Origin of the sequence: Escherichia sp. AM3 (assembly GCF_032029835.1) — a bacterium.
Taxonomy (GTDB): domain Bacteria; phylum Pseudomonadota; class Gammaproteobacteria; order Enterobacterales; family Enterobacteriaceae; genus Escherichia; species Escherichia coli.
The window spans coordinates 1-18,985 of sequence record NZ_JAVUPQ010000054.1 but is presented as its reverse complement, the minus strand read 5'-3'; the positions used below and the strand labels follow the sequence as shown (position 1 = coordinate 18,985).

Here is an 18,985-nt window from a genome sequence, read left to right as displayed (position 1 = left end):
CCACGCGCTCAGCCAGCGGATGAAAACGCATCTATCACCTTGTGATCGACACCTTCATTCTCCCCCGCCAGTTCGGCACTGAGCTTCGCCATAAACTCGACTAAAAAATGCGCGTTGTGCTGCGCCAGCTGCTTGCCTCTTGCGGTTTGCATGGTTTGCGGTAGCTTCAGCAACTTAGTCTGGAAATGATCCAGCGCGTAGCGTTTATCATCAAGCGGGCGATGCTGTGCGAACGGATCTTCACCATCAAACAGCGCCACGCCCAATGCCCCTGAAACGGCAAACACGCGCGCCAGGCCAATCGCCCCCAGGGCTTCCAGCCGATCCGCATCCTGGACAATTTTAGCTTCCGTTGTTAAGGGGGCGATTTGCGCGCTGAAACTGTGAGCGGCAATGGCATGACAAACGGCCTCGATTTTCTCCGCCGGAAATTGCTCGAACTCTTCACGGAGCAGGCGACGCGTCTCTTCTGCCGCCAGGATTGAAGAACGCTGCCTTTGCGGATGATTTTTCGCCAGGCTCACAATATCGTGAAAATAACAGGCGGTTAAAATCACCAGCATATCGACATCGTCATCTGCCGCCAGCTTCTGTGCCGTAGCCCAGACGCGGCGAAAATGACACACGTCATGGGCCGCGTCCTGGTGCTGATGATGGTTTTTCAACCAGTTTTCGAACTGTGCCTGCCAGTGTTGTAAGTCCATACGCGCTCCGTTGCCAAAGAGTCGCCACCTTAGCAGTTTTTATTCATAGCGTCTGCTACGTGCGGGACGAGGTCGGGTGTACCAGGCAATGCTGCCTAACAATGCCCCGACCAGAGCCATAAATAAAAATCCGACCAGTGCCCCTAACCACTTTCCCGCGGTAGAGCCTAAATCGCTTTCAAATCCCGACACGGGGGCATCGGGGATCCGGCTCATCACCCAGATGTAACGCGCCATTGCCCAGACGAAATAGCCACACCATGTATAGAAAGCCCACAAAGCCAGTTTGCCGCCAGGGCTGCGAGAGAGTCTCTCTTCCATCTTTGTCGAACCGTATTCCATTTTGAGATAACCCGGAAAATTCAGACTTAGTACTATTATGTGATAAAAGTCACATTTTTCCACATTGGATGAGCCAGTCAAGACTCACTCATTTTTTGAACAAATAGATAATTTTTGCGCAACGGCAGTGAATACAGGAAAAATCGTTTTGAGCGATTTTATTTATCTTTGATATCGGCTTTATTAATTCATTTAATCAATATATTAGCACTGATTACAATTATACCTTTTTATTATTCTGTGTCATGATGCTTACGTTATTAGCCTTTTATCGTCTTGTTTATATTTTTTGGGCCGGCATGATGCCGGCTTTTTTTTATGCCTTCATTAATGTGCGCGTGATCACACCAGGTGTTTAGCGCAACAATCATTGATACCCCCTATCTTTCTGCTCAACTCATAACTTATTGATATGCATTTATAATATTCATGAATGTTTATATTCAGAATTCATAATCCTGAATTATATTAAATAGATTAGAAACATTTTGAAATCTTTTAAATACATCTGTTACATGTAATCCTTAAAATAAAATGAACTTCATAGAATAGTATCCAAATGTGCTTTTTTTTGGATAACGGCACTTATTGATATATTCATGAAGATTATAATCACAAGGGAATACATAATGAAAAGAAAAGTTCTGGCAATGCTGGTCCCGGCGTTATTAGTTGCTGGCGCAGCAAATGCGGCTGAAGTCTATAATAAAGATGGTAATAAACTGGATTTGTACGGAAAAGTAGCGGGCCTGCACTACTTCTCTGATGATGCTGGCAGCGATGGCGACAAGTCATATGCCCGTATCGGTTTCAAAGGTGAAACTCAGATCGCTGACCAATTCACTGGTTATGGTCAGTGGGAATACAACCTGCAAGCAAATGGCACAGAAGGCGATGGAGATAACTCTGCTACCCGTCTGGCTTTCGCAGGTTTAGGTTTTGGTCAGAATGGTACTTTCGATTATGGTCGTAACTACGGTGTCGTATATGACATCGAAGCATGGACCGATATGCTGCCAGAATTTGGTGGCGATACCTATGCTGGTGCCGACAATTTCATGAACGGTCGTACCAACGGTGTTGCAACCTACCGTAACAATGGCTTCTTTGGTCAGGTTGATGGCTTGAACTTTGCGCTGCAATATCAGAGTAATAATGAAAGTGGCAGTGACGGTCTCTTTGGCCAAGAAGGATCTGGCAGCGGAGATGGCCGTAGTCTTGCTAAAGAAAATGGCGATGGTTTCGGTATGTCTACTTCCTACGACTTCGACTTCGGTTTAAGTCTGGGTGCTGCTTACTCTAATTCTGACCGTTCCAATAACCAAGCTGCTCGTGGGTATGGAGATGGCAATCATTTCTATGGTAATAGCTATGCAGGTGGTGGTACTGCAGAAGCGTGGACTGTTGGTGCTAAATACGATGCCAACAATGTATATTTAGCAGCAATGTATGCAGAGACTCGCAATATGACCGCTTATGGTAGCAGCGACTCTCATTCAGCCGATGGGAAACTTGGCGGCGGTGGTATCGCTAACAAAACTCAGAACTTTGAAGTTGTTGCTCAGTACCAATTTGATTTCGGCCTGCGTCCTTCAATTGCTTACCTCCAATCTAAAGGTAAGGATTTAGGTGGTCAAGAAATGTACAACAATGGTAATTATCATTATACCAATAAAGATCTGGTTAAATACGTTGAGGTTGGTGCAACCTACTACTTTAACAAAAACATGTCCACCTATGTTGATTACAAAATCAACCTGCTGGACAACGACGATGACTTCTACGCAAACAACGGCATCGCTACCGATGATATCGTTGCTGTGGGCTTAGTCTACCAGTTCTAATCAGCCAACGTGCTGCGGCGTGTTACTGTAAAACTAAACACTAGCCTGAGTTCGTCCCTCATCGAATTCAGGCTTTTTTATTGGCATTTCATCTCCATCTGCGGCACACGCAATTGCCAATGCATATCGATACAGCACCTTACCCTGCCCCTCCTGGCACAATAACATCAACCAGCGACTCTTCAAACCAACACCCAAATGCATTTCTTTATGAATTAATCCGTAACAAACACGCTTCCCATATAGAAATATTTGCAAAAATAGTGCATGAAATAATCTTTTCTCTACCAATCCGCGATATAAATATTCATCAGTACCACAATATTTCACAGCACTAAATCTCTCCCCGCCGCCCCGTACCTTTGATAATGGTCTAAAATCATTGAGGCCACTTGCGACGACGTTGCTCAATAAGGAAAATTTGGCGTGAATAATATTCAACACCAGTGCAGCATCATCATTACATAATTACACCCGCCGACTACCGCTTTCGATATATTGACTCAATTTTCCAGACTGGTTAAAAATAGCGACCAGCTCAGTCGCAAATATAGTGACTACCCTAACTAAGCAACAATAAGGAATACACTATGACTGTTCAAACAAGTAAAAATCCGCAGGTCGATATTGCTGAAGATAATGCATTCTTCCCTTCAGAATATTCGCTTAGCCAATATACCAGTCCCGTCTCTGATCTTGATGGCGTGGACTATCCAAAACCGTATCGCGGTAAGCATAAAATTCTGGTGATCGCCGCGGACGAACGTTATTTGCCAACCGATAACGGAAAACTGTTCTCGACCGGTAACCATCCGATTGAAACGTTGCTGCCGTTGTATCATCTCCATGCTGCAGGTTTCGAATTCGAAGTGGCGACCATTTCCGGTCTGATGACCAAGTTTGAATACTGGGCTATGCCGCACAAAGATGAAAAAGTAATGCCATTCTTTGAGCAACATAAATCGTTGTTCCGCAATCCGAAGAAACTCGCGGATGTTGTCGCCAGCCTCAACGCTGACAGCGAATATGCAGCAATCTTTGTTCCTGGTGGTCATGGCGCACTTATTGGTTTACCAGAAAGCCAGGACGTAGCTGCTGCTTTGCAGTGGGCAATCAAAAATGACCGTTTTGTTATCTCCCTTTGCCACGGCCCGGCGGCTTTTCTGGCGCTTCGCCACGGCGATAACCCACTGAATGGTTATTCCATTTGCGCATTCCCAGACGCCGCAGACAAACAAACGCCAGAGATAGGCTATATGCCGGGTCATCTCACCTGGTACTTCGGCGAAGAGCTGAAGAAAATGGGCATGAACATTATTAATGACGACATCACCGGGCGAGTACATAAGGACCGTAAAGTTCTCACCGGCGACAGTCCTTTCGCAGCGAATGCGTTGGGTAAACTGGCGGCGCAGGAAATGCTGGCAGCTTATGCGGGTTAATCCCTGTTACGTATGAATGTAAGCGCATAATCAATCGCAGCCACGTTAATACTCACGACGTGGCTGCGTTTTTTCATGGTTGATTTATGGCGTACTGAAGCCCTATGTTAATTTCTTTGCGGTAACATAATCCGGAACACATTATGCTTATTGAGATAGTGATACGTAGCACTTCCCCCATGTAATTCGGCAATCGCTTTGACTAAAGAAAGACCAAGTCCCTGACCTACGGAATGACGCGAATTATCTCCCCGCCAAAATCTACGGAAGAGTTTTTCAGGCTCATGAATTTTCGTTCCAGGACTGGCGACATCAATATTAAGATAGCCGTTGGTATCAAGAAAACTGGTTATATGAATACGCGATTTTTCTGGTGAATATCTAATGGCATTAACAATAAGATTCGATAACATTCGTTGCAGTAAAATTTTATCCGCAAAGATTTGCTGATTGCACTCGACCTTAAAGCAAATCTCTTTCTCGTCTGAAAGGTATTCAAGATAATCCAACAAATTTTCGACTTCCTTATTGAGAGAAAGCGAGTCCAGTTTCACCAAAACATTGTTTTTATCTGCCCGGGCAAGAAACAGTATGTTCTCTGTTAACCGCGAAATATTTTCCAGCTCTTCAATGTTACCGGCAATTGTTTTTTGATATTCAGCGATACTTCTGGTTTGACTGAGCGTAACCTGATTCTGACCCAGTAATGCATTAATGGGCGTTCTAAGTTCATGAGCGAGATCGTCAGCAAATTGACTTAGGCGTTCAAAATCTTTGACTAAGGCTTGATGCATTTTATTCAACGCCTGCCCAAGAGGTTTTAGTTCTCTCGGTAATGCGCTAACCTCAACAGGCTCCCGGCTATCGTTATAATTCAGCGCTTCCGTTACACCACTCAACTTTTTGATCTCTCGTAATCCCGTTCTGATTAACAGCGGACTTAATACTGAGCAAAGTACAATGGCGACAATGCAAATTATAATGCTATTAATTTTATACTGTTCAAGCATGTTATGTCTGGCTGAAGCCAATTTAGCCACAGTAACCGTTAATGATGGCGAAACTTCATCAATATTAATTCGTAAAGCATCTATCTCTGTATCATTAATAATGCTTCTGTAAATGCCAGCTGCGCTGATTGTCTCACTAGCAGGTATGTTATTTAACATGTCATCACTGACATTCGTCCGGTTAACAATTTTATTGATGCCATCACCATGAATGATCAAGATATCCTGACTAACATCCATCATCCGGTTAAAGTACACAGGTAACGTATCTGGATTTACCCCATCAATTAACAACTGCTTGATCTGCGCTGTCCGGTTAATGAGTGTTGTATCATCGCGCCATTTCAACTCACTTGCCAGGCCATTATAGAGAGTCCATACAATTCCAGCGCCAGCAACAGACAGCAGCAATATAAAAAGCAAGGTTAAACGGACGGTTATAGACAATCTTTTCATTATTTTTTTACCGCTACGAATGAATAGCCCATCCCCCGGATTGTGGCGATTAGCTTTTCAGGAAAAGGATCATCAACTTTTGCGCGGAGCCTGCGAATGGCGACATCCACCGTATTGGTATCACTATCAAAGTTGATTCCCCAAATTTCACTCGCAATAACCGTTCTGGGTATAATTTCGCCAGCTCTGGAGGCCAGTAGCCAAAGTAACTGAAACTCCTTGCGCGTCAGTGTAATACTGATATTGTCCCTGCTCACACTTTGACTTACAGAGTCCATTCTTAAGCCACTGATTTCTAATGTTGAATTCAAAGCGTGATGTTGCCTTAATTGTGCCCGAACCCTTGCCAGCAACTCAGAAAATGAAAAAGGTTTTACCAGATAATCATTTGCTCCACTGTCCAGCCCTCTGACTCTGTCATCGACAGAATCCCTTGCAGTAAGGCAAATAACAGGGGTTTGCTTTGCTGTTCTTAACGTTTGTAAGATCTGCCAGCCATCCATACCCGGAAGCATAATATCCAGAATTATCAATGCATAATCATCCTTCAGCGCAAGATAAAGCCCATCTCTGCCATCAGAAACGGCATCAATGACATAACCCGCTTCGGAAAGCCCCTGCGTTACCCACTCCTGGGTCCTTTGATTATCTTCAATAAGTAAAATCTTCATGAAAATAATATGCCATAAATCATATGTTATAGAAACAGCCTGGTTCATTACAAAATTGTAATGCTGCTGTAAGGTTACCCTGGCCGCTTTTTCGCTATCCTCAAAACTCATTCACATGACAAGGATATAAACATGTTAAAGCGTTATTTAGTACTCTCGGTAGCAACGGCAGCATTTTCATTACCTTCTTTGGTTTATGCCGCACAACAAAACATTCTTAGCGTGCACATTTTGAACCAGCAAACCGGAAAACCCGCTGCTGACGTGACAGTCACTCTTGAAAAGAAGGCGGATAACGGCTGGTTACAACTTAATACCGCCAAAACAGATAAGGATGGACGAATTAAGGCACTGTGGCCCGAGCAAACTGCAACTACGGGCGATTACCGTGTCGTATTTAAAACCGGGGACTATTTCAAGAAACAAAATCTTGAAAGTTTCTTCCCTGAGATCCCCGTTGAATTTCATATTAATAAAGTGAACGAGCATTATCATGTGCCTTTATTACTTAGCCAATATGGGTATTCAACCTATCGTGGCAGTTAATGCATAAATATGTAAAAGCAGATCTCTGCTACTGTTAGGGAGGACACTCCCTGACAGATTAACAGTAAACGGCTCTTGCTGGCTAACGACAAAAAAGTGTGATGGCTTATGAAAAAGAATCAATTTTTAAAAGAATCAGATGTTACGGCCGAGTCGGTATTCTTTATGAAGCGTCGGCAGGTGTTAAAAGCACTGGGCATCAGTGCAGCTGCACTTTCTTTGCCTCACGCTGCGCATGCCGATCTGCTTAGCTGGTTTAAAGGGAACGATCGCCCGCTCGCCCCCGCCGGAAAACCGCTGGAGTTCAGCAAGCCTGCCGCCTGGCAAAATAACCTGCCACTGACGCCAGTAGATAAAGTCTCCGGTTATAACAACTTCTATGAATTCGGGCTGGATAAAGCCGATCCCGCCGCTAATGCTGGTAGCCTGAAAACCGATCCATGGACACTGAAAATCAGCGGCGAAGTGGCAAAACCATTGACCCTCGATCACGATGATTTAACCCGTCGCTTCCCGCTGGAAGAGCGTATTTATCGTATGCGCTGCGTGGAGGCATGGTCGATGGTGGTGCCGTGGATTGGTTTTCCGCTGCACAAATTGCTGGCGCTTGCCGAACCCACCAGCAATGCGAAGTATGTCGCTTTCGAAACAATTTATGCACCGGAACAAATGCCAGGCCAGCAGGACCGCTTTATCGGCGGCGGGCTGAAATATCCTTATGTCGAAGGATTGCGTCTCGACGAAGCAATGCATCCGCTCACACTGATGACCGTGGGTGTTTATGGCAAGGCGTTACCGCCACAAAATGGCGCGCCGGTACGACTGATTGTGCCGTGGAAATATGGCTTTAAAGGGATTAAATCGATAGTTAGTATTAAGCTGACCCGCGAGCGTCCGCCAACCACCTGGAATCTGGCAGCGCCTGACGAATACGGTTTTTACGCCAACGTTAATCCGCATGTTGATCACCCGCGCTGGTCACAGGCTACCGAACGATTTATTGGTTCAGGCGGCATCCTCGATGTTCAGCGCCAGCCAACGCTACTGTTTAATGGTTACGCCGACCAGGTGGCATCGCTGTATCGTGGCCTGGATTTGCGGGAGAATTTCTGAATGCGTCTGACAGCAAAACAGGTGACATGGCTGAAAGTTAGCCTGCATCTTGCCGGATTGTTGCCGTTTCTCTGGCTGGTCTGGGCGATCAATCACGGTGGACTGGGTGCCGATCCGGTGAAAGATATTCAGCATTTTACCGGTCGCACTGCACTGAAATTTTTGCTGGCGACCTTGTTAATCACACCTCTGGCACGCTACGCAAAACAGCCGTTATTGATACGCACTCGCCGCCTGTTAGGCTTATGGTGCTTTGCCTGGGCGACACTGCATTTAACCAGTTACGCATTGCTGGAGCTGGGCGTGAATAATCTGGCGTTATTAGGCAAGGAGTTAATTACCCGGCCTTATTTAACGTTAGGAATTATCAGCTGGGTTATTTTGCTTGCTTTAGCGTTTACTTCAACCCAGGCGATGCAGCGAAAACTCGGCAAGCACTGGCAACAGTTGCATAATTTCGTCTATCTTGTCGCGATCCTGGCCCCAATACATTATCTGTGGTCAGTGAAGATTATTTCACCGCAGCCGCTCATCTACGCTGGGCTGGCTGTACTGCTTTTAGCCTTACGGTATAAGAAGTTGCGTTCCCTTTTTAACCGGTTACGCAAGCAGGTTCACAACAAATTATCTGTATAACTTCATATTGCCGACAAAGTACGCGTTATCCCTGCCGGATGTGGCGCGAGCGCCCTGTCCGGCCTGCGCAGATCACATCAGGTTATGTTTCGTTTGTCATCAACCTCTCATCTCCAGAATAATTTATTCTATTTCAATAAAATAGCTGAATACACTTGAGAATACCATGCTCTCGTTTCCTAAGAGTTGTTGCATTTTGCCATATGTTACAATATAACATTACACATCATATACAATGACTCTGGAGGAAACTGTTTTGGCGATTCGTCTTCACAAACTGGCTGTTGCTTTAGGTGTCTTTATTGTTAGCGCTCCTGCCTTTTCGCATGGTCATCACTCACACGGCAAACCCTTAACAGAGGTCGAACAAAAAGCTGCTAATGGTGTTTTTGATGATGCCAATGTACAAAACCGAACGCTCAGTGACTGGGATGGAGTCTGGCAATCCGTTTATCCTTTACTGCAAAGTGGCAAACTTGACCCCGTCTTTCAGAAGAAAGCGGATGCAGATAAAACTAAAACATTTGCTGAAATTAAAGATTATTATCACAAAGGTTATGCAACAGATATCGAGATGATTGGCATTGAGGACGGCATTGTTGAATTCCATAGAAATAATGAAACAACATCCTGTAAATATGATTACGATGGATACAAAATACTCACCTATAAATCAGGCAAGAAAGGCGTTCGTTACTTATTCGAATGTAAAGATTCTGAAAGCAAAGCCCCTAAATATATACAATTTAGCGATCATATAATTGCACCACGAAAATCATCTCATTTTCACATTTTTATGGGTAATGATTCACAGCAATCTTTATTAAATGAAATGGAAAACTGGCCAACGTATTATCCATATCAGTTGAGTAGCGAAGAAGTGGTAGAGGAAATGATGTCTCATTGAGTATTCTCATGATAACGCCTCGATGCCGCTTTAGTAAGTCATCATAACTGCCACTGGTCCATCCACAAACGCCACTGAACGCAAGCTAGCTACAGACACGCTCATTACTATGACGTGTCTGTATATTAATAAGCTAACCCGCATTGAGTTAACCAATAACGGATTCCATACACAATACGGCCAACAGAGAAAGATACCTGTGCTCACACCATTGCTTATATTGGCTGGTTACAATGTGCACTATCAATTTTTTAAATAACAAATTCTTAAAACCACATCTGTATAAGGAATTTTTAAGGTTCGTGGGATAGCTTGACTGTAAAAATTACAGGAGCTACAAAAATGAACCGATTCTCAAAAACTCAAATTTATTTACATTGGATAACGCTGCTTTTCGTTGCAATAACCTATGCCGCGATGGAACTCCGTGGCTGGTTTCCTAAAGGTAGTAGTACTTATCTGCTGATGCGAGAAACACATTACAATGCGGGTATATTCGTTTGGGTGTTAATGTTTTCACGCCTGATTATAAAACACCGTTATAGTGATCCTTCTATTGTGCCACCGCCACCTGCCTGGCAAATGAAAGCGGCTTCGCTAATGCACATCATGCTTTATATAACCTTCCTTGCACTTCCTCTGCTGGGGATTGCTTTGATGGCTTACAGTGGAAAATCGTGGAGTTTCCTTGGTTTCAATGTGTCTCCCTTTGTTACCCCAAACAGCGAAATTAAAGCACTGATAAAAAATATTCACGAAACCTGGGCAAATATAGGTTACTTTTTAATCGCAGCTCACGCTGGCGCAGCACTCTTTCATCACTACATTCAGAAAGATAATACTCTGTTACGAATGATGCCTCGCCGCAAATAAGTCGATCCCCTGACAAGGAAATGTGAACCATGGACATCAACGCGTCATAAATGTTTACGCAAGTGCACAATGCACCCTTTCCACTATCAACAAGGAGGAGCAGAAACTGTGTAAATCGTACAATGGTAAGACTTATCAAAAATACAGGTTAATTTTGGTATTTAAACCTTTTTTACTTGTTAGTATGATACAAAGGCTTTCAAAAAAGCTGGGAAATTCAACAACTCTTGGAAATTATGGACTTTGTCCCGCGGCTTTAATCTGACGGCCGCGTTCCTTTTTTGGCTCAAATATTGACCCCTTCTCTACGCAACTTCAGTTCCCACCACCAACTTTACAGCAGTTTCATAGGATGAATGTCTAAAAGAAGAATGGTGACCGATAAGAAAACGACTGAATAACTGCACATATTCGCTCGAAACTTTCCTGTCAGATCCATAGCGAATCAAGTGCTGAATGTCACAGTATCGAACAGAAAACAGTGACGATCTAACCCTTCAAGAATATTCTACGATTGTTCTGTTTAGGAAAAGCAAGGCGGGAAGTCGGGAGATAAGTCATTGATAAAGTGGCGGAGAGAGGGGGATTTGAACCCCCGGTAGAGTTGCCCCTACTCCGGTTTTCGAGACCGGTCCGTTCAGCCGCTCCGGCATCTCTCCGTTCAGATGGTTGCCATGATGCCAGGAAATTTGGCATTTTAACAGTCCCTGTCCGTGCAATTTTGTTCAAGTGACGAGTTTGCGAGCAAAACGATGATTAAGTGGCCCTGGAAAGTACAAGAATCAGCACATCAAACTGCCCTTCCCTGGCAGGAAGCACTATCGATCCCCCTTTTAACGGGTCTGACGGAACAGGAACAAAGCAAATTAGTCACTCTTGCCGAACGTTTTTTACAGCAAAAGCGGCTTGTTCCTTTACAGGGCTTTGAACTGGATTCATTAAGAAGCTGCCGGATAGCACTTCTATTTTGCCTACCCGTTCTGGAGTTAGGACTGGAATGGCTGGATGGTTTTCATGAAGTCTTAATTTATCCTGCGCCATTTGTGGTCGATGATGAATGGGAAGACGATATCGGTCTGGTGCATAACCAACGTATTGTTCAGTCAGGTCAGAGCTGGCAGCAAGGGCCTATCGTTTTGAACTGGTTGGATATACAAGATTCTTTTGATGCTTCTGGTTTTAACCTGATTATTCATGAAGTCGCTCATAAGCTGGACACCCGTAACGGCGATCGCGCCAGCGGAGTTCCCTTTATTCCGTTGCGTGAGGTTGCTGGCTGGGAACACGATCTTCATGCTGCAATGAACAACATTCAGGAAGAAATCGAATTGGTTGGCGAGAATGCGGCGAGCATTGATGCTTATGCTGCCAGTGATCCTGCTGAATGTTTTGCCGTACTTTCTGAATATTTCTTTAGCGCCCCAGAACTTTTTGCTCCTCGTTTCCCTTCATTGTGGCAACGTTTCTGCCAATTTTATCAACAAGATCCTTTGCAGAGACTGCATCGCACTAATGATACAGACTCGTTTTCGGCGACGAATGTTCATTAATTAACAACTTTGCAGATTAATTAACCAATTGAAATGACTTATGAAATTTAGTGTTGACAGACAAGGTACCGCTAAGTAATATGCGCCCCGTTCACACGATTCCTCTGTAGTTCAGTCGGTAGAACGGCGGACTGTTAATCCGTATGTCACTGGTTCGAGTCCAGTCAGAGGAGCCAAATTCTAAAAATTCGCTTTTTTAGCGCAATGTCACTGATCTTAGTTGAACATTGTTTTTTAACGGATAGCGGGTTTTTAACATCTTAAGCGCCCTCGACCTTTATGGTTGAGGGCGTTTTGCTATGAACGCCATCACCATTTTCCCCTCGATTATAAAACTTGAGTTATTCAGTAGTCTCCCCTCTTGCAACTCACACTCAAAACTGCCTAACGAAAAGTTATTAATTTTCAATCATACTGCTATCAGGATTTACATTTTTTCGCTGTGCTAGAAAGGGCGCATTTATGTTAGCTCGTTCAGGGAAGGTAAGCATGGCTACGAAGAAGAGAAGTGGAGAAGAAATAAATGACCGACAAATATTATGCGGGATGGGAATTAAACTACGCCGCTTAACTGCGGGTATCTGCCTGATAACTCAACTTGCGTTCCCTATGGCTGCGGCAGCACAAGGTGTGGTAAACGCCGCAACCCAACAACCAGTTCCTGCACAATTCGCCATTGCAAATGCCAATACGGTACCCTATACCCTTGGAGCGCTGGAATCGGCCCAAAGCGTTGCCGAACGCTTCGGTATTTCGGTGGCTGAGTTACGCAAACTCAACCAGTTTCGTACGTTTGCTCGAGGTTTTGATAATGTCCGCCAGGGTGATGAACTGGATGTCCCGGCACAAGTTAGTGAAAATAATTTAACCCCGCCACCGGGTAATAGCAGTGGCAACCTTGAGCAACAGATAGCCAGTACTTCACAGCAAATCGGGTCTCTGCTCGCCGAAGATATGAACAGCGAGCAAGCGGCAAATATGGCGCGTGGATGGGCCTCTTCTCAGGCTTCAGGCGCAATGACAGACTGGTTAAGCCGCTTCGGTACCGCAAGAATCACGCTGGGCGTGGATGAAGATTTTAGCCTGAAGAACTCCCAGTTCGATTTTCTCCATCCGTGGTATGAAACGCCTGATAATCTCTTTTTCAGTCAGCATACTCTCCATCGTACTGACGAGCGTACGCAGATTAACAACGGCTTAGGTTGGCGTCATTTCACTCCCACATGGATGTCGGGCATCAACTTCTTTTTCGACCACGATCTTAGCCGTTACCACTCCCGCGCCGGCATTGGCGCGGAGTACTGGCGCGACTATCTTAAATTAAGCAGTAACGGCTATTTGCGACTGACCAACTGGCGCAGCGCACCTGAACTGGACAACGATTATGAAGCACGCCCGGCCAATGGCTGGGATGTACGCGCAGAAGGCTGGTTACCCGCCTGGCCGCACCTTGGCGGTAAACTGGTCTATGAACAGTATTATGGCGATGAAGTGGCCCTGTTCGATAAAGACGATCGGCAAAGTAATCCTCATGCCATAACCGCTGGACTAAACTATACCCCCTTCCCGCTGATGACCTTTAGCGCGGAGCAACGCCAGGGTAAACAGGGCGAAAATGACACCCGATTTGCCGTCGATTTTACCTGGCAACCTGGCAGCGCAATGCAGAAACAGCTTGACCCGAATGAAGTCGCTGCACGGCGTAGCCTTGCAGGCAGCCGTTATGAACTGGTGGATCGCAACAACAACATCGTTCTGGAATATCGCAAAAAAGAACTGGTCCGCCTGACCCTGACAGACCCCGTGACAGGGAAGTCAGGAGAAGTGAAATCACTGGTTTCGTCGCTACAAACCAAATATGCCCTGAAAGGCTATAACGTCGAAGCCACCGCTCTGGAAGCTGCCGGTGGTAAAGTGGTTACAACGGGTAAAGATATTCTGGTTACCCTGCCGGCGTACCGGTTCACCAGTACGCCAGAAACCGATAACACCTGGCCGATTGAAGTCACCGCTGAAGATGTCAAAGGCAATTTTTCGAATCGTGAACAGAGCATGGTGGTCGTTCAGGCACCTACGCTAAGCCAGAAAGATTCCTCGGTATCGTTAAGTACCCAAACATTGAACGCGGATTCCCATTCAACCGCCACACTGACTTTTATTGCGCATGATGCAGCAGGTAATCCTGTTGTCGGGCTGGTGCTCTCGACGCGTCACGAAGGTGTTCAGGACATCACCCTTTCTGACTGGAAAGATAATGGTGACGGAAGCTATACCCAAGTCCTGACCACAGGAGCGATGTCTGGCACGCTGACGCTGATGCCACAGCTGAATGGTGTGGATGCGGCTAAAGCCCCCGCCGTGGTTAATATCATTTCTGTTTCGTCATCCCGAACTCACTCGTCAAATAAGATTGATAAGGACAGTTATCTCTCCGGCAATCCTATCGAGGTGACGGTAGAACTGAGAGATGAAAATGACAAACCTGTTAAGGAGCAAAAACAGCAACTGAATACCGCAGTCAGCATCGACAACGTGAAACCTGGTGTCACTACAGACTGGAAAGAAACCGCTGATGGCGTCTATAAGGCAACCTATACCGCCTATACCAGAGGCAGTGGGCTTACTACGAAGCTGTTAATGCAAAACTGGAATGAAGATTTGCATACCGCTGGATTTATCATCGACGCCAACCCGCAGTCAGCAAAAATTGCGACATTATCTGCCAGCAATAATGGTGTGCTCGCCAATGAGAATGCAGCAAACACCGTCTCGGTCAATGTCGCTGATGAAGGAAGCAACCCAATCAATGATCATACCGTCACGTTTGCGGTATTAAGCGGGTCGGCAACTTGCTTTAACAATCAAAACACCGCAAAAACGGATGTTAATGGTCTGGCGACTTTTGATCTGTAAAGTAGTAAGCAGGAAGACAACACGGTTGAAGTCACCCTTGAAAATGGCGTGAAACAAACGTTAATTGTCAGTTTTGTCGGCGACTCGAGTACCGCGCAGGTTGATCTGCAGAAGTCGAAAAATGAAGTGGTCGCTGACGGCAATGATAGCGCCACAATGACCGCGACAGTCCGGGATGCAAAAGGCAACCTGCTCAATGACGTCAAGGTCACTTTCAATGTTAATTCAGCAGAGGCGAAACTGAGCCAAACCGAAGTGAATAGCCACGACGGGATCGCCACAGCTACGCTGACCAGTTTGAAAAATGGTGATTATAGGGTTACGGCCTCTGTGAGCTCTGGTTCCCAGGCTAATCAACAGGTGAATTTTATCGGTGATCAAAGTACTGCAGCCCTGACCCTCAGTGTGCCTTCAGGTGATATCACCGTCACCAACACAGCTCCGCTACATATGACTGCAACCTTGCAGGATAAAAATGGCAACCCACTAATAGATAAAGAAATCACCTTCTCTGTGCCAAACGACGTCGCAAGTCAGTTCTCAATTAGCAACGGAGGAAAAGGCATGACGGATAGTAACGGGGTTGCAATCGCCTCCCTGACCGGCACGTTAGCGGGCACGCATATGATCACGGCTCGTCTGGCTAACAGCAATGTCAGCGATACACAGCCAATGACGTTTGTGGCGGATAAAGACAGAGCGGTTGTCGTTCTGCAAACATCGAAAGCGGAAATCATTGGGAATGGCGTGGATGAGACAACTCTGACAGCAACAGTGAAAGATCCGTCGAATCATCCGGTGGCGGGAATAACGGTGACCTTCACCATGCCACAGGACGTTGCGGCAAACTTTACCCTCGAAAATAACGGCATTGCCATCACCCAAGCCAATGGGGAAGCGCATGTCACGCTGAAAGGTAAAAAAGCGGGTACGCATACGGTTACCGCAACGCTGGGTAATAACAATACCAGTGATTCGCAGCCGGTAACGTTTGTGGCGGACAAAACCTCGGCTCAGGTTGTCCTGCAGATGTCAAAAGATGAGATCACAGGTAATGGCGTCGATAACGCAACGCTAACTGCAACGGTTAAAGATCAGTTCGACAATGAGGTGAATAATCTTCCGGTAACATTCAGCTCAGCCTCTTCAGGACTCACCCTGACCCCGGGAGTAAGTAATACCAATGAGTCTGGCATCGCGCAGGCCACTCTCGCAGGCGTTGCCTTTGGTGAGCAGACGGTCACTGCATCACTGGCTAATAATGGTGCCAGCGACAACAAAACTGTGCATTTTATTGGCGACACAGCAGCGGCAAAAATTATCGAGTTGACGCCTGTCCCAGACAGCATAATCGCCGGTACCCCGCAGAACAGCTCCGGCAGCGTCATCACCGCCACAGTCGTTGATAATAATGGCTTTCCGGTGAAAGGTGTGACTGTGAACTTCACCAGCAGAACAAACTCTGCCGAAATGACGAATGGCGGCCAAGCCGTAACGAACGAACAGGGTAAGGCTACCGTCACTTATACCAATACCCGCTCCTCGATAGAATCAGGAGCGAGACCGGATACCGTTGAGGCCAGTCTGGAAAATGGTAGCTCCACGCTTAGCACATCAATTAATGTCAACGCTGATGCGTCTACGGCACATCTCACCTTGCTACAGGCACTTTTTGATACAGTCTCCGCAGGCGACACTACCAATCTGTATATTGAGGTGAAGGATAATTACGGCAACGGTGTACCCCAGCAGGAGGTAACCCTCAGAGTATCACCAAGTGAAGGCGTGACCCCCAGTAATAACGCTATATATACTACCAACCACGACGGCAATTTTTACGCAAGCTTTACCGCTACAAAAGCCGGGGTTTATCAAGTGACGGCAACCCTCGAAAATGGCGATTCGATGCAACAAACAGTGACCTATGTGCCGAACGTCGCGAATGCCGAAATCACGCTGGCAGCCTCGAAGGATCCGGTGATTGCCGACAATAACGATCTCACGACACTAACAGCAACAGTCGCTGATACAGAGGGCAATGCGATAGCCAACACTGAAGTAACATTTACTCTGCCGGAAGATGTGAAGGCGAACTTCACGCTGAGCGATGACGGTAAAGCGATTACTGATGCTGAAGGCAAAGCGAAAGTCACGCTGAAAGGTACAAAAGCAGGCGCTCATACTGTTACAGCATCGATGACTGGCGGTAAGAGTGAGCAGTTGGTGGTGAACTTTATTGCGGATACGCTCAGTGCGCAGGTTAATCTTAACGTTACCGAGGACAACTTTATCGCCAATAACGTTGGGATGACCACACTTCAGGCAACAGTGACTGATGGAAACGGCAACCCGTTAGCCAATGAGGCGGTGACATTCACGCTACCGGCAGACGTGAGCGCAAGCTTCACTCTCGGACAAGGCGGTTCCGCCATTACTGATATCAACGGCAAGGCTGAAGTTACACTGAGCGGTACAAAATCCGGCACCTACCCCGTGACAGTTAGCGTGAACAATTATGGTGTCAGTGATACGAAACAGGTGACTTTGATTGCCGATGCTGGTACCGCAACACTAGCCTCCTTAACCTCTGTATACTCATTCGTCGTCAGCACGACCGAGGGCGCAACCATGACGGCAAGCGTCACTGACGCTAACGGCAACCCGGTAGAAGGCATAAAAGTTAATTTCCGCGGAACCTCCGTCACGCTAAGCAGCACCAGCGTTGAAACGGATGATCGGGGTTTCGCTGAAATTCTTGTGACAAGCACCGAGGTCGGACTGAAAACAGTTTCAGCCTCTCTGGCAGATAAACCTACTGAAGTCATCTCGCGATTACTGAATGCCAGTGCAGATGTTAATTCTGCGACGATTACCAGTCTGGAGATACCGGAAGGTCAGGTAATGGTCGCACAAGACGTAGCAGTTAAAGCTCACGTTAACGACCAGTTTGGCAACCCGGTTGCGCATCAACCCGTGACATTCAGTGCAGAGCCATCCTCGCAAATGATCATCAGCCAGAATACGGTCTCTACTAATACGCAGGGTGTAGCCGAGGTCACCATGACGCCCGAAAGAAACGGTTCGTATATGGTGAAAGCATCCCTGCCGAATGGAGCCTCACTTGAGAAACAACTGGAGGCTATTGATGAAAAACTGACACTCACGGCGTCCAGTCCGCTTATCGGTGTCTATGCCCCTACAGGCGCTACTCTGACGGCAACGCTAACCTCTGCAAATGGCACTCCAGTGGAGGGTCAGGTCATCAACTTTAGCGTAACGCCAGAAGGGGCGACGTTAAGTGGCGGAAAAGTGAGAACTAACTCTTCAGGTCAGGCTCCAGTCGTTTTGACCAGCAATAAAGTCGGTACATATACGGTGACTGCATCTTTCCATAACGGCGTAACAATACAGACACAGACAACCGTGAAAGTCACTGGCAACTCAAGCACCGCCCATGTTGCTAGCTTTATCGCTGATCCATCGACTATCGCCGCCACCAACACTGATTTAAGTACCTTAAAGGCAACGGTTGAGGATGGCAGTGGTAACCTGATCGAAGGTCTCACTGTGTACTTCGCCTTAAAAAGCGGCTCTGCCACATTAACGTCATTAACAGCGGTGACCGATCAAAACGGAATCGCGACAACAAGCGTGAAAGGAGCGATGACAGGTAGCGTCACGGTAAGCGCAGTCACGACCGCTGGTGGAATGCAAACAGTAGATATAACGCTGGTGGCTGGCCCGGCAGACACCTCGCAGTCCGTCCTTAAGAGCAATCGGTCATCACTGAAAGGGGACTATACCGATAGTGCTGAATTACGTCTTGTTCTGCACGATATATCAGGCAATCCGATCAAAGTTTCTGAAGGGATGGAATTTGTGCAATCAGGTACTAACGTGCCCGGTGATGCTGCCAACTTACTGATTTAGTGTATGATGGTGTTTTTGAGGTGCTCCAGTGGCTTCTGTTTCTATCAG

The 18,985-nt window shown here is 46.3% G+C and carries 13 protein-coding genes, 2 tRNA genes and 1 pseudogene; 10 read left to right on the top strand and 6 right to left on the bottom strand.

The genetic code is table 11. The features are described from left to right. Positions 1–8: 8 nt before the first annotated feature. Both RTW80_RS17270 and drpB read right to left on the bottom strand, forming a co-directional pair. Entirely contained in the window at positions 9–704 is a 696-nt protein-coding gene (locus RTW80_RS17270; protein WP_000365562.1) for a phosphohydrolase, read from the bottom strand. Positions 705–743: 39 nt separating this feature from the next. Then, positions 744–1,025 (bottom strand): cell division protein DrpB, encoded by a 282-nt coding sequence (gene drpB, locus RTW80_RS17265; protein ID WP_001297704.1) that lies wholly within the window; start codon positions 1,023–1,025, stop codon positions 744–746. A 650-nt stretch (positions 1,026–1,675) separates the two neighbouring features. On the opposite strand from drpB, the gene ompC reads away from it, so the two are divergent. Next, positions 1,676–2,890, top strand: coding sequence for a porin OmpC (gene ompC, locus RTW80_RS17260; RefSeq protein WP_000824402.1), 1,215 nt, complete (start codon positions 1,676–1,678; stop codon positions 2,888–2,890). Between the two features lie 33 nt (positions 2,891–2,923). Here ompC and RTW80_RS17255 read toward each other — a convergent pair whose 3' ends face one another. Beyond that, positions 2,924–3,334 carry a hypothetical protein gene (locus RTW80_RS17255; protein WP_001325374.1) on the bottom strand — a complete coding sequence of 137 codons (411 nt, stop codon included), beginning with the start codon at positions 3,332–3,334 and terminating at the stop codon, positions 2,924–2,926. A 146-nt stretch (positions 3,335–3,480) separates the two neighbouring features. Between RTW80_RS17255 and hchA the strand changes: the two genes are divergently transcribed. Next, a complete protein-coding gene (gene hchA / locus RTW80_RS17250) occupies positions 3,481–4,332 on the top strand; it encodes a glyoxalase III HchA (RefSeq protein ID WP_000218214.1) in 852 nt (283 codons plus the stop codon). Between the two features lie 107 nt (positions 4,333–4,439). Here hchA and hprS read toward each other — a convergent pair whose 3' ends face one another. Then, the gene (hprS, locus tag RTW80_RS17245) at positions 4,440–5,798 is read right to left on the bottom strand and encodes a two-component system sensor histidine kinase HprS (protein WP_000826746.1); all 1,359 of its coding nucleotides are present in this window, start codon (positions 5,796–5,798) and stop codon (positions 4,440–4,442) included. After that, positions 5,798–6,469 carry a response regulator transcription factor HprR gene (gene hprR, locus RTW80_RS17240; RefSeq protein ID WP_001339045.1) on the bottom strand — a complete coding sequence of 224 codons (672 nt, stop codon included), beginning with the start codon at positions 6,467–6,469 and terminating at the stop codon, positions 5,798–5,800. Before hprR ends, hprS begins: the two co-directional genes overlap by 1 nt. Before the next feature lie 132 nt (positions 6,470–6,601). Between hprR and hiuH the strand changes: the two genes are divergently transcribed. The 5 genes from hiuH (at position 6,602) to RTW80_RS17215 (ending at position 10,544) form a co-directional block, all read left to right on the top strand. Further along, the gene (gene hiuH / locus RTW80_RS17235) at positions 6,602–7,015 is read left to right on the top strand and encodes a hydroxyisourate hydrolase (RefSeq protein ID WP_000920127.1); all 414 of its coding nucleotides are present in this window, start codon (positions 6,602–6,604) and stop codon (positions 7,013–7,015) included. Positions 7,016–7,123: 108 nt separating this feature from the next. After that, positions 7,124–8,128 carry a protein-methionine-sulfoxide reductase catalytic subunit MsrP gene (msrP, locus tag RTW80_RS17230; protein ID WP_000740075.1) on the top strand — a complete coding sequence of 335 codons (1,005 nt, stop codon included), beginning with the start codon at positions 7,124–7,126 and terminating at the stop codon, positions 8,126–8,128. Next, the gene (gene msrQ / locus RTW80_RS17225; RefSeq protein ID WP_001240105.1) at positions 8,129–8,764 is read left to right on the top strand and encodes a protein-methionine-sulfoxide reductase heme-binding subunit MsrQ; all 636 of its coding nucleotides are present in this window, start codon (positions 8,129–8,131) and stop codon (positions 8,762–8,764) included. It abuts the gene before it with no gap. A gap of 256 nt (positions 8,765–9,020) precedes the next feature. After that, on the top strand, positions 9,021–9,671 hold the full coding sequence (zinT, locus tag RTW80_RS17220; RefSeq protein WP_001007761.1) for a metal-binding protein ZinT: 651 nt from the start codon (positions 9,021–9,023) through the stop codon (positions 9,669–9,671). Positions 9,672–10,013: 342 nt separating this feature from the next. Next, positions 10,014–10,544: a cytochrome b gene (locus RTW80_RS17215; RefSeq protein ID WP_001079074.1), complete on the top strand. Its 531-nt coding sequence runs from the start codon at positions 10,014–10,016 to the stop codon at positions 10,542–10,544. Positions 10,545–11,113: 569 nt separating this feature from the next. Here the strand turns inward: RTW80_RS17215 and RTW80_RS17210 are convergent. Continuing rightward, a tRNA-Ser gene (locus tag RTW80_RS17210) sits at positions 11,114–11,203 on the bottom strand. A gap of 93 nt (positions 11,204–11,296) precedes the next feature. On the opposite strand from RTW80_RS17210, the gene mtfA reads away from it, so the two are divergent. The 3 genes and pseudogenes from mtfA to yeeJ all read left to right on the top strand — a co-directional run. Beyond that, positions 11,297–12,094 (top strand): DgsA anti-repressor MtfA, encoded by a 798-nt coding sequence (gene mtfA, locus RTW80_RS17205; protein WP_001515476.1) that lies wholly within the window; start codon positions 11,297–11,299, stop codon positions 12,092–12,094. Positions 12,095–12,194: 100 nt separating this feature from the next. Next, positions 12,195–12,270, top strand: a tRNA-Asn gene (locus tag RTW80_RS17200). A gap of 313 nt (positions 12,271–12,583) precedes the next feature. Beyond that, a pseudogene (yeeJ, locus tag RTW80_RS17195) lies at positions 12,584–18,910 on the top strand (inverse autotransporter adhesin YeeJ); the annotation flags it as partial. Between the last annotated feature and the right edge of the window lie 75 nt (positions 18,911–18,985).

Coding starts and splice junctions, on each gene's coding strand:
- RTW80_RS17270 (WP_000365562.1), bottom strand. CDS start 704: ATGGACTTACAACACTGGCAGGCACAGTTCGAAAACTGGTTGAAAAAC.
- drpB (WP_001297704.1), bottom strand. CDS start 1,025: ATGGAAGAGAGACTCTCTCGCAGCCCTGGCGGCAAACTGGCTTTGTGG.
- ompC (WP_000824402.1), top strand. CDS start 1,676: ATGAAAAGAAAAGTTCTGGCAATGCTGGTCCCGGCGTTATTAGTTGCT.
- hchA (WP_000218214.1), top strand. CDS start 3,481: ATGACTGTTCAAACAAGTAAAAATCCGCAGGTCGATATTGCTGAAGAT.
- hprS (WP_000826746.1), bottom strand. CDS start 5,798: ATGAAAAGATTGTCTATAACCGTCCGTTTAACCTTGCTTTTTATATTG.
- hprR (WP_001339045.1), bottom strand. CDS start 6,469: ATGAAGATTTTACTTATTGAAGATAATCAAAGGACCCAGGAGTGGGTA.
- hiuH (WP_000920127.1), top strand. CDS start 6,602: ATGTTAAAGCGTTATTTAGTACTCTCGGTAGCAACGGCAGCATTTTCA.
- msrP (WP_000740075.1), top strand. CDS start 7,124: ATGAAAAAGAATCAATTTTTAAAAGAATCAGATGTTACGGCCGAGTCG.
- msrQ (WP_001240105.1), top strand. CDS start 8,129: ATGCGTCTGACAGCAAAACAGGTGACATGGCTGAAAGTTAGCCTGCAT.
- RTW80_RS17215 (WP_001079074.1), top strand. CDS start 10,014: ATGAACCGATTCTCAAAAACTCAAATTTATTTACATTGGATAACGCTG.
- mtfA (WP_001515476.1), top strand. CDS start 11,297: ATGATTAAGTGGCCCTGGAAAGTACAAGAATCAGCACATCAAACTGCC.